The sequence below is a fragment of the Paenibacillus sp. FJAT-26967 genome (genome assembly GCF_001541095.1).
Taxonomy (GTDB): domain Bacteria; phylum Bacillota; class Bacilli; order Paenibacillales; family NBRC-103111; genus Paenibacillus_F.
Window position 1 is genome coordinate 103,215 of record NZ_LMXH01000001.1, and the last position, 14,870, is coordinate 118,084.

The 14,870-nt window shown below is 49.9% G+C and carries 11 protein-coding genes; 3 read left to right on the plus strand and 8 right to left on the minus strand.

The genetic code is table 11. The annotated features are described in order from the left end of the window. Positions 1-141 precede the first annotated feature (141 nt). Positions 142-4,539, plus strand: coding sequence for an S-layer homology domain-containing protein (locus AR333_RS00435; RefSeq protein WP_068773391.1), 4,398 nt, complete (start codon positions 142-144; stop codon positions 4,537-4,539). 137 nt (positions 4,540-4,676) lie between these two features. On the opposite strand, the gene AR333_RS00440 is transcribed toward AR333_RS00435, so the two are convergent. From AR333_RS00440 to AR333_RS00475, 8 genes are all read right to left on the minus strand, one after another. Then, complete coding sequence (locus tag AR333_RS00440; protein ID WP_068773392.1) at positions 4,677-6,110, minus strand: SpoVR family protein; 1,434 nt, start codon at positions 6,108-6,110, stop codon at positions 4,677-4,679. After that, a complete protein-coding gene (gene yhbH / locus AR333_RS00445; protein WP_068773393.1) occupies positions 6,107-7,264 on the minus strand; it encodes a sporulation protein YhbH in 1,158 nt (385 codons plus the stop codon). The genes AR333_RS00440 and yhbH overlap by 4 nt, the downstream gene beginning before the upstream one ends. A gap of 166 nt (positions 7,265-7,430) precedes the next feature. Next, positions 7,431-8,594 (minus strand): polysaccharide deacetylase family protein, encoded by a 1,164-nt coding sequence (locus AR333_RS00450; RefSeq protein ID WP_068773394.1) that lies wholly within the window; start codon positions 8,592-8,594, stop codon positions 7,431-7,433. Between the two features lie 121 nt (positions 8,595-8,715). Next, entirely contained in the window at positions 8,716-9,513 is a 798-nt protein-coding gene (bacA, locus tag AR333_RS00455; protein WP_068773395.1) for an undecaprenyl-diphosphate phosphatase, read from the minus strand. Between the two features lie 57 nt (positions 9,514-9,570). Then, positions 9,571-10,308, minus strand: coding sequence for an ABC transporter permease (locus tag AR333_RS00460; RefSeq protein ID WP_068773396.1), 738 nt, complete (start codon positions 10,306-10,308; stop codon positions 9,571-9,573). Further along, positions 10,301-11,221: an ABC transporter ATP-binding protein gene (locus AR333_RS00465; protein WP_068773397.1), complete on the minus strand. Its 921-nt coding sequence runs from the start codon at positions 11,219-11,221 to the stop codon at positions 10,301-10,303. Before AR333_RS00465 ends, AR333_RS00460 begins: the two co-directional genes overlap by 8 nt. Before the next feature lie 82 nt (positions 11,222-11,303). Beyond that, positions 11,304-12,350 carry a sensor histidine kinase KdpD gene (locus AR333_RS00470; protein ID WP_068773398.1) on the minus strand — a complete coding sequence of 349 codons (1,047 nt, stop codon included), beginning with the start codon at positions 12,348-12,350 and terminating at the stop codon, positions 11,304-11,306. Continuing rightward, positions 12,340-13,068: a response regulator transcription factor gene (locus AR333_RS00475; RefSeq protein WP_068773399.1), complete on the minus strand. Its 729-nt coding sequence runs from the start codon at positions 13,066-13,068 to the stop codon at positions 12,340-12,342. The genes AR333_RS00470 and AR333_RS00475 overlap by 11 nt, the downstream gene beginning before the upstream one ends. A gap of 202 nt (positions 13,069-13,270) precedes the next feature. Here AR333_RS00475 and AR333_RS00480 point away from each other — a divergent pair, with 202 nt between their 5' ends. Together AR333_RS00480 and AR333_RS00485 are read left to right on the plus strand one after the other, a co-directional pair. After that, on the plus strand, positions 13,271-13,453 hold the full coding sequence (locus AR333_RS00480; RefSeq protein WP_068773400.1) for a hypothetical protein: 183 nt from the start codon (positions 13,271-13,273) through the stop codon (positions 13,451-13,453). A 248-nt stretch (positions 13,454-13,701) separates the two neighbouring features. Beyond that, positions 13,702-14,679 (plus strand): LacI family DNA-binding transcriptional regulator, encoded by a 978-nt coding sequence (locus AR333_RS00485; protein ID WP_084783417.1) that lies wholly within the window; start codon positions 13,702-13,704, stop codon positions 14,677-14,679. Positions 14,680-14,870 lie beyond the last annotated feature (191 nt).

Here is a 14,870-nt window from a genome sequence, read left to right on the forward strand (position 1 = left end):
GCAGCTCGTTAGGACAACTAAGAAAGCAAGTACGGACAAATACGATTGAATTCAAATATGGTAAAATTCAGTAAAATGTATGCGTTTACACATCTGTGGGTGCTGCATAATAACTGTCCAAGTGAAGGGAGAAATGCAATTTTGCGTAGACAATCACTGCTATCCTGTTTGCTTATTCTAACGATGATCGGCAGTCTGTTCGGATTCGGGACGGCCGCTTCTGCCAATGTTCCGGCAGGATCAGGGGCTGCGGCCTTTACGCCTGAGGATCTGGGAGCTCCGGTTCAGCCTGCACAGACGCTTGATATTGTATTCGGCCGGGAGGACGGAGCGAATGTCGCCTATACGACAGTAACGGGCAGCCCGTCCGCAGGCGAATCCGCCGTTTTTAACGTCATTGATTTGGACCAGAATAAATTAGTGCGCGAGCTTCCTCTGCCGGATGCAGCTAACGCATGGTCCCATGCCATCGACGCGCAGGGACGTGTATTCATCGGAGCAAGCTCCAAGATGTTTATGTATGATCCTGCAACTAAGAAGGTTGCCGATCTGGGTGTTCCCATACCCGGTACTTCCTCAATCTGGTCACTCACGGCAGGGGACGACGGCAATGTCTATGGCGGCATATATTCCAGCACCGTAGGCGGCCGCGTTTTCAAAATTGACGGTAAGACTCTGAAGGTGACGGATCTGCTCGGCAAGCCGGTGGATGACGGCACGGCGCCGGGAGATGACGGCAAGACGGAGCAGTATATCCGCTCGATGGCTTTCTATAAAGGATATTTGTATGCGGGAACGGGCTCTATCAACGGCCGCGTCTGGAAGATTGATCCGGTGACGAAGACGTCAATCTCGCTTGAGCTTCCAGGAGCACCATCCGATGCTATTTATAAAGGCAAATATAACGAGATGGGCTTCGTGTACGGAATGAACATTGTGGATCACTATCTGTTTGTATTCTATAACGGCCCGCTGATGATGCAGGTATACGATCTGGATGCAGAGCAGTGGATGAGCGCCTCTTTTGATAATATCCGCGGGGTTCAAGCCGTAAGCGGGTATAAGGACGGTAAAGTCTACACGAGTAAAAAAGACGGCCAAATGTGGGAAATTGCTATTGATACCATGACGGAGAAAGCGGCAATGCCGTTTGACGGGAATATGCGTACAAGTAAATGGGTGAATTTGACGAATCAGTCTGAATTCCCTAACGGTGCAATGGTAACGGTCTCATTTGATGGAAAAATCGTTCTGTATGATCCGACACGGAAGAAGAGCAAATCACTTCCCCAAGTTATCAGAGGCCAAGGAATCAATATCCAGGCTCTTGAAACCGGCCCGGACGGCAAAATTTATTTGAGCACGTATATGGGCTCCGATGGATCCCAATTCGATCCGGCTACGGATAAGTTTACGAACTTTCCGCTCGGGCAGGCGGAAGGTATTGGATTTGTAGGCGATACGATCTACTTCGGCATGTACCCGAAAGCGGAGATTGAAGCGTACGATACCAAGACACCGCTACCAATGCAGACAGGTGCTAAGCGTATTTTCGATATCGGCAATCGTCAGGACAGACCTTTTATTCTGAGCGAAGGCGCTGGTAAGCTGTACATCGGTACGATTTCGGGCTACGGCTCCAACACCGGGGCGATTACGGTGTACGATCCGGCAGCATCCAAGGCAAGCGGTCAGTCACAATTCGAAGTATTTACCGACATCGTGCCTGAGCAGAGCATAACAGGCCTCTTGTACAAGGATGGGCTTGTATATGGCTCTACAAGCATCATAGGCGGACTGGGCGGAAAGCCTGCTCCGGGAGCCACCGCTAAGCTTTTCATATGGGATACGAAAAGCAAGAAAGTAATCAAAACGTGGGAACCGGAAGTTCCGAATATCGGTACATCCACCATGATCAGCGGTCTGACATTAGGTAAAGACGGAATGATCTGGGCATCTGTGAACGGGATCGTGTTCTCGTTTGATCCCCTTACGCACAAAGTCGTCAAATCGTTGAACCTCTATCCGGAAGTGAACGAATACGGCCAGTGGCGTCCCATTCACCAGCGCTGGACACAGGACGGACTGCTGCTGACGGATACGGCAGGCAGACTGGCTGTCATCGATCCGGTGACTATGGCTTATAAGACACTGCTTGATAAAGCGACTCTTTTTACACTGGATTCGCAGGACAGATTGTATGTAGCAAGTGCGACCAAGCTCATGCGCTACCCGAAACCGGAAAAACCGGTAAAAGCGCCGGAATTGATCGTCTCTTACTTGAATGTACCAAACAGCGGATTCGAGCAAAAGAACCCGGATGGCTCCATTCCGGGCTGGACGATTGAAACTCCGCTGGATAACCCTTCTTTGTTCTCTGTATCCACCGAACAGAAGAAGAGCGGAAGCAGCAGTCTGAAGCTGATTGATAACAGCATAACTGTCTCAAGTTCGGTCTACTCGGATCTTATTCCCGTAGCTGCCGGCAGAGACTATGTAGCTACGACTCAGTTGTTCCACGGAGATGCCCCAGCGAGACCGACAGGGGGATACTACGGCAGCAGCCGCTCCTCCGCAGCAGTCCGCTATTATGATGAGGCCGGCAAAGAAATTGCAGGAGCTGGTGTGACCAAGCATGTAGACTCCTCTCCCAAGAAATGGACGCAGGTAGAATTGGCCAGCAAGGCTCCGGCGAATGCCGTATCCATGCGTGTTGTTCTCTATGCTTCGCCTCTATGGGTAACGACAGCGTATTATGACGATGTAACGGTCTATACGAAAATTTACGACAATGAGATTCCGACTCTAACATTGGAATCCGATCAATTACATATAGCGGCAGAAACGGAAGCCGTTATGAAAGCGACTGCCCCTGTTAACACTGAAATCGTACTGACGCAAGGTTCTAATGTAATCAGCCGCGCAGGAGGCAAAGGTACGGAGCCTACGCTCCTTACCCTCCCAGCAGTAAGCGAGGGCAGTCATGAGTACACAGTAACGGTACAATTGCCGGGAACGGGGGAGAAAAGTGTTTCCCGGAACGTAACGGTGAGGGCTTATCCGTACACGGGGCTGGAAATTGACTCGACCCATAAAGAAATTTCTCTCTTTGATACGGTAACTGCGGTTACTTACGCAGTCTATGGCCCCGTACGTATGGATGTTTCCGATCAGATTCAGCTGATGGCCGATCCTGCCCACAAGGTAAGAATATCAGGCACAAGCATCAAGACAGTCGATTCCGGTTATGTAACGATTTCGACTAAATTTCAAGGGAAAACAGCGGCTTTGTCTCTCTATATACATGGAGGAGGCTCTAATTCTCCATCAACTCCGCCGCCAGTCACACCTAACCCGGTCGATCCTAAGCCGGAAGACTGGAAAACCGAGCAGACGGCCGGAAACCAGACCACAATCAGCGTGAACACAGAAACGCTTGAGAAGTGGCTTGCTCAGCAGGGGAACCCCAACACCCTGGTGCTGGCGACTGATTCCAAATCCGATCAGGTACAGGTCAAACTGACAGCAGCAGCAGCGGAACTTCTCTCGAAGCACAACCCGGCTATGGCCGTGCGTGTTCAGACACCGAACGGAACCTTCACTCTGCCGGTGAAAGATTTGGCATCTCAATTGGCAGGCAGCGCTTCGAATTCTGCTGCCGTTCACGTGAACAAGCTGACTTCGGGTCAAGCAGCACCTTATGTTCAGGCTATCCATAACTACAATCAGGCAGCTGATCTGGTTGAATATAAAATCGAGACGACCGTCAACGGGCGGACTTCGGTGATCGGTTCACTGGACGGATTTGCGGCCAGATCACTTACAGTCAAGGAAGGCATCAATCCGGATCATCTCGTTGCGGTCATCATTGACCCTGTAACCGGCAGTATACGGCCGGTGCCCGCTGTCTTCACTTCCTCGGGGGCGAAGCTCTGGTCTATGAGCGGCAGCGGCGTATTCACCGTCCTTGAGAACAAGCAGAGCTTCACTGACGCTGCCGGCCACTGGGCCGGAGCCGACATCGAGAAGCTGGCTTCGAAGTTTATTGTCAATGGTATGAGCGACAATGTGTTCGGTCTGGATGCTAAGCTGACGCGCGCGCAGCTGACCGCAATACTGGTCCGTGCGCTGGGTATCGCCGATCTTGCAGGAAGCTCATCGGGCTACAGCGATATCGGTGCATCCGCCTGGTACAGCAGCGATGTCAAAGCCGCCGCTCAGGCTGGCCTCATCCAAGGCTATGAGGACGGTACGTTCCGGCCGGAGCAAGAAATCAACCGGGAAGAAGCCGCTGTTATTATCCAGCGTGCCATTGCATTCACCGAGCAGTCCGCAAGCCGCAATGCGGGGGGACCGGCTGCTTTTGAAGATGTGCAAATCGTATCGGGATGGGCACGGGATGCTGTAGCCGAACTTCAGCAGATCGGTATTCTGAACGGCAAGAACGGCAATGAATTCGCGCCCAAAGATGACGTGACTCGTGCAGAAACCGCGGCAATGATCACCCGTTTGCTGAAGTCGATCCAATTCATGAACTAAATCTCAACTTGCATTCCCGGTAACACCTCCAAATGAAAGGCCTCCTGATCCCGCGTGAGCGGTGGACAGGAGGCCTTATTTCATTGTCCGCCTGTGTGCGGGCTGCGGCTTGTGCATCCGCATCCAAGTAGGCGTCTTTACAAAAACTTCCGTTGATTCTTCTTCCCGTCATAAGAGAACAGCACAGGTTTTTCCTCCACGACGCTCTGTAAATACACCGGTTTGTTCCATAAGCGGTATAAGTAAGGCAGTGTTCTCTCCACATACTTCAGATCCAGCTCCACGCCCTCGTAGGAGTGACGAAGATACAGCTCGCCGTTGCGCTGGTAATCGCCATCGAATATTTCCAGATAAGGGAACCCTCCGTTCACCCGGGAATAGACCAGCTGGTCCCGTATGTTTTTCCAGGCCTTGTCGGTAATTTTCCATTCCGGCCCTTTTTTCTCGAACACATAGAGATCCAGGTCCTCGACCAGTTCCTTGGTCATGTAGTTGCGGATAAAAGAAGTATCCGAGTCGAATTCGCGCACCTCGAACATTTTACTGCGGCCTTCGCCGCCCGGCCGGCCGTATTTTTCCCTGTCTTCCTGCGAAGGTTTATCCCAGCGTTTTTCAATATCCTCGAAGATTTTGAGGCCGAGATAATAAGGGTTGAGCGTATGGGTGGAGGGCTGTACAACCCCCGAATTCAGCTTCGAGTATTCGATCGTTTCCTCTTCCGTCATATCCAGTTCCCGCAGGATGCGCTGATGCCAATAAGAAGCCCAGCCTTCGTTCATGATCTTCGTCTCCATCTGCGGCCAGAAGTAGAGCATTTCATCCCGCAGCATCGTCAGAATATCGCGCTGCCACTCTTCCAGATGGGGGGCATGTTCCTGGATAAAATGGAGAATGTCTTTTTCCGGCCGGGCCGGAAACCGGCTGTTCTCCCGGCTCTCTTGGTTGTCCTGCGGCTGACTGGAACGCTCCAGGTCCCACAAGTCCTCGTAGCCCGTCCGGGGCTTCCCGTCTCGGCCCAGATGCCGCCGGTCCTTGTCGGCGTTACTGTCTTTGCGGACACGATAAGGCTTCGTCAGACTCGGATCGACATGCTCCTGCACAGCCAGGACGCAGTCAAGGAATTCCTCGACACGGTGAGCCCCGTATTCGATTTCATACTGCCGCACACGCTCGGCGGTAGCGGACATGCTTTCGACCATGTTGCGGTTCGTCCGGGAGAAGCGTGCATTATTCTTGAAAAAATCGCAGTGTGCCAGAACGTGCGCGACGATCAGCTTATTCTGAATAAGCGAATTGCCGTCCAGCAGGAAGGCATAGCACGGATCGGAGTTGATTACCAATTCATAAATTTTGCTGAGGCCAAAATCATACTGGGTCTTCATTTTATGGAAAGTTTTTCCAAAACTCCAGTGTGAGAATCGGGTCGGCATGCCGTAAGCGCCGAAAGTATAAATAATGTCGGCGGGGCATATTTCGTACCGCATCGGATAGAAGTCGAGTCCGAAGCCTTCGGCGACTTCAGTAATCTCCGCAATCGCATATTCGAGCTGGCGGATCTCATCGGGGGTCATGCCAATTCGCCTCCCTCGGTCCGGGGTGAGAAGAACGACCGGAGTGCTTTATACACTTCTGTTTTTTCACGGATAATGTAGTGCATGAATTTGGGATGATGAATATTCCGGTACGCGGACATCAGCGTGCTGCTCCGGTTGTATTGGTTGACCTCGCCGTATCCGAACATGTTGCTGCGCTCCATAAGCTGGGCAATCAGCTTCACACAGCGCTCATTATCCGAGGTCAAATTATCTCCGTCCGAGAAGTGGAACGGATAAATATTGTACTGCTCGGGCGGATACCGGCTGTCGATAATATCAAGGGCGGTCTGGTAGGCCGAGGAACAAATTGTCCCGCCGCTTTCGCCCTTCGTGAAAAATTCCTCTTCCGTGACCTCTCTGGCTTCGGTGTGGTGCGCAATAAAGACGATTTCGACATGCTCGTATTTCGTCCGCAGGAAGCGGGTCATCCAGAAGAAGAAGCTGCGGGCAATGAACTTCTCGAACGATCCCATGGAGCCCGACGTATCCATCATCGCGATAATCAGCGCATTGGAATGGGGCTTCTCAACTTCGTTCCACGTTTTGAAACGCAGGTCGTCGGGGGAGATGCCGTGGATTCCAGGGTCTCCCTGCGAAGCATTACGTCTCAGATTCTCGAGAATGGTACGCTTCTTATCGATGTTGGACATGATTCCTTTTTTGCGGATATCGTTAAAAAGGACCTCCTTGGCGCTGAAGTTCCGTTTGTCCTTGCGCTGCAGGAAAGGAAGCTCCAGCTCTTCGAAGAGCATGGCCTGCAGCTCCTCGAACGATACTTCGGCTTCGTAGTAGTCCTCGCCGGGCTTATCTCCGGCTCCTTCGCCCTTGCCGCCTTTGGCGGGCTGGGGATCTACGCCGAGCACATCGCCGACTTCGCTGTCGCCGTCTCCCTGACCGACATGCTTGCTTTTCTGGTAGTTATATCGGAACCTGTATTCATCGAGTGAGCGAATGGGTACTTTCACGACTTGTTTGCCATTCGACAGAATGATGCTCTCATCGGACACGATATCGGGAAGATTCTGTTTGATGGCATCGCGGACTTTTTCCTGGTGTCTCGTCTGGTCCTGGTAGCCTTTGCGGTGCAGGGACCAGTCCTCTCTGGAGACGATAAACGAAGGGTCTGTCATGAGGGGCACCTCCTGTTTGCGTTCGTTGGACGAGCATAAAAAACGCTTGTTACTAAATATATTCAAGGAGAGCTCGGATATGTGAGGGCAACCGGGTGCCGGAAGAAAAAAGCGCCCGGATAGAGGGAGAAAGGTTCCCGTCTATCCGGACGCTTTTGCAGAAGAATTAACTATCGGTCTGGCTGCGCTTAGGGGTCACTCGGGCTTTGAATTCATCTCCGAATGGAATATGAACGACATCAATGCCGAAGATCTGCTGTAAATCCTCGTAATGAATCTGCACTTTGCGGGACTTGATCCGTGCCGGATGCTTGAGCGGCATCTCGTCTCCATTCAGCTCGATCGTGGAGCTGTCCGGTTTGATTTTGCCGTGTTTTCCCCGTACGTGGAAGGAGACTGTCCGGTCCTTCGACACGTCCACAGTGCCACCCAGATCTTCGATGACCTTGCGGAAAGACACGTAATCGGAAGGTTTCTTGCCGTCTATGACATTGCGCTGGATGGCCCGGTCCAGACTTTTGGGCTTGACCCAGGGGCTGCCTCCCGTAATTCGCGCAATCTGCATCGGATCGTCCTCTTTGGTCGTGATTTCGCTTACGACGGTAAAGGCATACCGGAACCCGGCTTTCTGAAGAAGGGAGGAAGCGTGCTTGTTGTAGAACCCGTACGGGTAAGCGTACGCATCCGGCTCGCTTGAACCGTTGCTTCTGAGCTTGTCGGAGCAAAGCTGCGCATCGCGGAGAACGCGTTCATCGTACTGGGCGTCCGTCTCGGGCTGACCGTCAACAATCATATTGGTGATCAGCAGCGGATTGCCGTTCTGTTTATTGTGCATGCCATCGGAATGACATTGGCAGTCAATGTTAACTTCTTTGCTTGAAGCCAGGGCTTGCAGTTCCCTCTTGTTCATAAACTTGAGGCTTCCTGCAGGCGGATTGTCGAGTGTCTCGGTAATAACGAAATTCACGGCTGGAATCTGCAGTTCCTTGAGAATCGGATAGGCATTCTCATAAAGGCTTTCGTAGCCGTCATCGAAGGTGACCAGCACCGCCTTGTCCGGCACCTCACCGCCTGCCATGAACTCTTTGAACTGCTTCATGGTAATAAACTGGTAATTGCGCTCCCGTAAATAAGTCAGCTGTTCCCGGAACAGAGCGGGAGTAATGGTCACACTACTGGTATCCGTATCGCTGATGTGATGGTACAGAAGAACCGCAACCTGATCTTTGTAGGACACATTCGGGGTATACGTGCGAACCATGTAAAGCGTACCTGCGATGATGAGCAAAGGCAGGAGAAAAAAAGGGGCGAGCTTTAGAACTTTTTGCATACCGTAAATTGGACTCCTTTAACGTAGCTTAATCTATTCCCCCCATATATTCGTTCTCGTGAAAAATTTTCCTTTTAATTTTAGATTGTATAGTAAATTATTATTTTTATTTACAAATCCGTCAGAGAAGGACAAACAACGTAAAGAGAATGGCAAGCACGATGCGGTAATAAGCGAATGGTGTGAGGCCCCATTTCTCCAGCAGCTTCAGGAATGTGACAACGGCCAGCATGGCAACGGCAAAAGAGGTGATAAATCCGACAGCAAACATGGGAATATCACTTGCGGTCAGCAGATCCCGGCTTTTATACAAATCCAGACCTGTGACCCCGACCATAATCGGAATTGCGATGAGAAAGGAGAATTCAGAGGCGGTCTTATAGCTTGCTTTGGCGAGCAAACCGCCGGATATGGTGGAACCGGCTCTGGAGAAGCCGGGGAAAGCAGCCAGACATTGGAACAGGCCGATCGTCAGGGCCTGCTTATACGTCAATTCATCCAGGCAAAAAGAAACGGGCTCCGGTTTTTTCTTCTCGGCGAACAGGATAAGAATCGCACCGGCAACGAGCCCGATGACGACGGTGTAGGGCTGGAAAAGATACATTTTCACAAGATCAAGCGTTAAGACGCCGACGATTCCCGCTGGAAACACACCGAGTATGACATGAAGGGCATTGAATTTTTTCTCTTTATTAAGCAGGGGCTTGATGTTGAATAGGGACACCAGACGCTCCCGGTATAAGACGGTAATGGCCAGAATAGCGCCCAGCTGGATTACGATCTCGAGTGTTTTGGCCCGCTCGCCTTCAAAGCCCAGCAAATGTCCGACCAGGATCAGATGCCCTGTAGAAGAGATTGGAAGAAATTCCGCCAAACCTTCCACAATCCCCATTATAAAAGCAATTAGCAACTCACTCATCTTAACCCTCCCGTATCCGATAGCACATGCGGTCTGCCGTGCTTCTTTCATATATTCTCAGTCAATATCCGTCCGGCTGAAATAAATGAGAATGGCGGCCAGTCCGCCTAATGATGCAGCGGCGATCAGGGCATAGGTGTAGAACGCCGGATAAGTAGGGAGCAGGCTCTGATTCGTAATATCTTGAACCGCCGCCCAGGGGAACAAGTCCCGGTGTTCCGAATTGGCTCCCATCACATTGATCATTGTTATGACGATCGTGAAAATAATGGTCGGTACGTAATTTTTGAGTACGAGCGTAATCAGAACCGCAGGCATGGACAAGATGAACAGCAGCAGCCCGCCCGTCACAAAACGCTGCAGGGATTGCAGGACCAGCGCTCCGCTAAAGCCGCCGAATCGCGTAAGGAGGCCAAGTCCCAGTGTGAGGGACCAGGCGACGAGCGTCAGCGCGATGATCCACATCAGCAGCATAAGCAGCTTGCTGAGAAGATAGCTCATCCGGGATACTGGGATGGTCAGCAGATTCTTGAGGGTATCCTCCTGGTACTCCCGGCTGAATAAATACGCGGTAACGACGCCGTAGAGCGGAACGCCTATGACCAGGACCACATACAGATTCGTCTCGTAGAAAAGCTGCTCGAACAGCACTACAGGCGGATTCGCTTTCGTCTGGAGCTGCACCCAGGTGGCGACGACGACCATAAAAGGAGCTACAGCCGCTCCGAGGATGCTAATCAGGAACATCTTAGAGCGTTTGAGCTTGAGAAACTCGGTGAAAAGCAGACTAGCCAATCGTCCCACCTCCAACCAGCTTCGTAAAGTATTCTTCAAGCTTGTCCTCACTCATTGAGATTCGGGACACTTCGATATCGTGCTGGACGAACATCCGGTTAATCTTTCCCTGCTGTCCGAGGTGAGAGTAGACACGTATGCGCCCGTCATCATGAACCTCGTAATCATGAATATCGAAATGTTTTTCCAGCAGGAGGACGGCTTTATTGTCGTTGGATACCTGGAACTCCAAGTACTTGCGGTTTCTTGCCCGGAGCTGTTCGAAGGACATTTCTTCCAGCAGCCTGCCCTCATGGATAATTCCGAGCTGATCCACTAGCTGCTCCACCTCGGAGAGAATATGGCTGGACACGAGGATCGTGATCTTTCTTTCCTCGGCCAGGGCTTTGATCAGCTTGCGCATTTCCTTGATGCCGATCGGATCGAGCCCGTTGGTAGGCTCATCGAGGATGAGCAGCTCGGGGTAGTGCAGGAGAGCGCGGGCGATTCCAAGCCGCTGCTTCATCCCGAGGGAATATTTCCCGACGAGTTTCTTCGTTTCATGCTGAAGACCGACGGTTTCCAGCGCTTCTTCCAGCGCGGTTTTCTTGTGGATGCCCATGATCCGGGCATTGATCTGCAGATTTTCCCGGGCGGTCAGATTCTCGTAGAATCCGGGGACTTCGACAATCGAACCGATTCGTCTCAGAATTTCCTTGTGTCGGGAGAGCAGACTCTCACCGAAAATTTCGATATCGCCCTCCGTCGGCTTGATGAGGCCGAGCAGCATACGGATTGTGGTCGTTTTGCCGGCACCGTTGCGGCCGAGGAAGCCATAGATCTGACCCTGCTTCACGGTCATATGGAGACGGTCTACGGACTTCTGTGTCCCGTAGAGCTTCGTCAGATTGGTGGTCTTGATTACCACACTCATGTCGGGTGCACCTCTTTCCATAAGTTCATAGGCTCATGGCTTAAGGATAAGGAGCCGGGCTTAACTGCTGCTTATCTATTTCTTAATTGTTTCTTAAAAGAGCTGGACGGGCCAGCTGCGGAAAAGTGAGCGTGAACGTCGTCCGGCTCCATGGCACGCTGCTAACCCCGATCCGGCCCCCGTTCTTCTCCGTCAATGCCCGGGCAATGGACAGTCCGAGCCCGCTCCCGCCGGAAGAAGGGCTGCGCGCAGCATCGCCCCGGTACATTCTCTGGAACACATGACCGATGTCCGCTGAAGCAATACCCGGCCCCTGATCCCACAAGGACAATTGATAATCGCCGCTCTTGATTTCGGTAAGTTCGATCCCGAGAACGCCGCCTTCTTTCCCGTAATGAATGGCATTCTTGATGAGGTTGCCCAGAATCCGGTTCAGACTTAAACGGTCGGCGGCAATCATGAACCGCTTCTCTTCCGGGATTCGAATGACCAGTTCCATTCCCGCTTGTTTGAGCTCCGGCAGGAACTCGATCAGTGATTCCCTCGCTGCCTCGGCAAAATCCAGAGGCTCCGCTGAGATTGGGAACTCGTCGGCATCCAGCTTGGCCATGTTAAACATTTCATCGGTCAGGTGCTTCAAAGCGCCGGCTTTGCGGGACAGGATATCCAGATAATCACGCTGCTCTTGCTGCGTTACTGCGGCATCGTCTTTAAGAGCATCCACATAACCGATAATCGAGGTCAGCGGAGTACGGATGTCGTGAGAAATACTCGATAGGAGGCTTTTCCGGGAAGCTTGGGATTGTACGGCCTCGATTTGTACTTGTTCCAGCTCATGGATGAGTTCGTTAATGGTGAAAATCACTTCATTCATAGAGGGGCTGTCCTTGGCCAGCAGCCGGGTTGTCCGGTTGCCGTCCAGGACGCGTCTAAGCTCCTGCTGCATCTGCTTAAGACGGGCGCGGGTACGCAGTTGCCCATACAGATATAGCCAGGAAAGAAGGAATAAGGTCAGCAGACAGGCCCATCTCAGCCAGTTAGGGGGAGGGCCTGCAAGTTCAGCCAAGATAAGCGCGCTGATAACGAGAAGTTGTAAGAACGGGAGGGATAGAGTCTTATCAAGCTTCATCTTTCTCACCTACGAACTTGTAACCGATCCCCCATACCGTCTGGATCCACTGCGGATTGGACGGATCTCTTTCAACCTTTTTACGCAGCTTGCGGATATGAACCATCACGGTATTGTCATCTTCTAAATAATCGCTGTCCCATACGTTCCGGAAAAGTTGAGTTTTAGTAAATACCTGCCCCGGATGCGAGACCAGGAATTTCAACAGCTGAAGTTCTTTGCCTGTTAATGGAATTTCGTCACCGTCACGTGTGACCGTGTAATTCTGCAGATCCATAATAAGTCCTTTGAACTTGACGATATTCGGCTCCGCGCGATGGACAGAATCCAATTCGCTGCTGCTTCCCAGTACCAGGAAACGCCTCATCAAAGCTTTCACCCGGGCGATCACTTCGTGGATGCTGAAAGGTTTGGTCATATAATCATCGGCGCCTATATTCAGGCCTACGATTTTATCCGCCTCATGATCTTTGGCCGTCAGCATCAGAACCGGGACATTGCTCCTGTTCCGGATAACACGGCACACCTCGATTCCGTCCACTCGGGGCATCATCAGATCGAGAATGACAAGATCGTACCGGCTGCGTTCAAAATAAGCTATGGCTTCCTCGCCGTTTACAGCGGTATCCACCTGATACCATTCTCTTTCCAGATAAATCTTCACTAAATCCCGGATTTCTTTATCGTCGTCGGCCACTAGAATACGCACATTTTTCATAAGTCCACCTGCTTTTTCTGCATTTAACAAAGAAATCAGACCGCTAAGATGCGCGGAGATGTCCTTCTAAAAGTAATACAAAGCGCAAAGTAAATCAAAGGCGGGGCCTAAATATCATCTTTTCAAAAAGAGGCGCGGAGCGTGCTGCATCTTAGCTTTACTGGCGCATAAGATGTACAAGAAAGCGGGAAGGAGTGGAGCTGTGGATAAGTTTCTGGTTACTTTGGGTGGAGTTCTCGGCGGATATGCGCTGGTAAAAACACCTGTTGACGGCACGGTCTTAACCAGTCTGGAACCTGTACTGGATCTGGTAGGATCGCTGTCGATGATCGTATTTGCCGGTGTGTTTATTGTACGCGGTGTACGTTCGCTTTTTGGTAAATAAGAGGTAGGTTCCTATACGAATACAAGCAACTGCCGCGATTCGAGAATCCGGCAGTTTTTTAACGGGAGGGAGGTGACAAGGAATAGAAGCTTGTCATTTGTTACACTTAGAATTACTTTCATAATACTTATTAGATTATTAAAAATATATAGGTATAATTTTCTTGTAATTTGTCTTTTTGCATGATACGATGATTTTGTTAAACGATTAACCCGATGATATAAATTGCCGTTAGTAAGGAGGTTTCAGTGACTACTTTAAAAGATATTGCAAAACATGCGAATGTAAGCGCTTGTACTGTTTCCAGATATTTGAATTCCGATATTGTCGTCAAAAAAGAAACAGAGGCCAGAATTCAACGCGCAATTAAAGAACTTGGATATGTACCCAATGTGGTTGCAAAAGCATTAAAACGTAATGAAACCTTTAATGTAGCTGTAATCTTGCCAAAGATTAATAATCTTTATTACTCTGAGATAACTTCCGGCATCAGTCAAACTTTAGGAAAGCATCATTATAATCTTTTTGTATATGAAGTAGACAATCTAAACTTAAATGAAGATGAAATCCTTCAACTTATGCGAGAAAATATGATAGCTGGAATTATATTTATTGGATTATTTTCTGATGTATCTTTTAAAGAGAGTATTCAAAGCGTTTTCGAATGGAATATTCCAGTCGTGTATGCAAATAGATGTATTCCGTACAACGGTTTTCCGTTGGTGTACCCAGATTTAGTTAAAGCAAGTAAGTTAGGTGCAGAGCATCTGTTTTTAAAAGGAAAAAGTAAAATTGCCTTAATGCATAAAAATCTGCCTAACCATCTGCTTGAATATTTTATAGATGGTTTTAATCTGGCGAGTAAGGGTCAGCAAAAGCCAATGATTATGGAAATTGAAGATGGTATGGACCTGCCGAAAAATTGTGTTCCACATCTTCTGGAGAACAATATTGATGGTGTATTTGTACTTAACGAATTGAGTGCCGTATATTTGACTAAGGCATTGGTTCAAGCTAAGATTCGTGTATTTGAGGATATTGCCGTTCTAAGTCTGGGAAATTCCCTGATGTCCCAAATTTCTACGCCCGAGCTTACTTGTGTAGATTTGCAGAACCGAGAATTAGGTATAAGAAGTGCAGAGATTATTCTAAGCCAGATCCGAAAACAAGTATTCGAACCCATAACGATATTGGAGCCGTTTATCGTTGAACGTAAATCCGTCTGATTTTTAGAGATAAAAGGCTGGAAGTCAGATGGATTTTAAAGTGGATAGAGGATCAACGATGCTCTTTATCTAGTAATGAAAGCTTGTTTTTTAGTTAATCGTTTAACTAAAAAGTGCTTAACCGCTTATTGCTCTAATGATAGTTTTATCAATGGAATTCATCTATTAGTTAAACGTTTAACTAAACATGA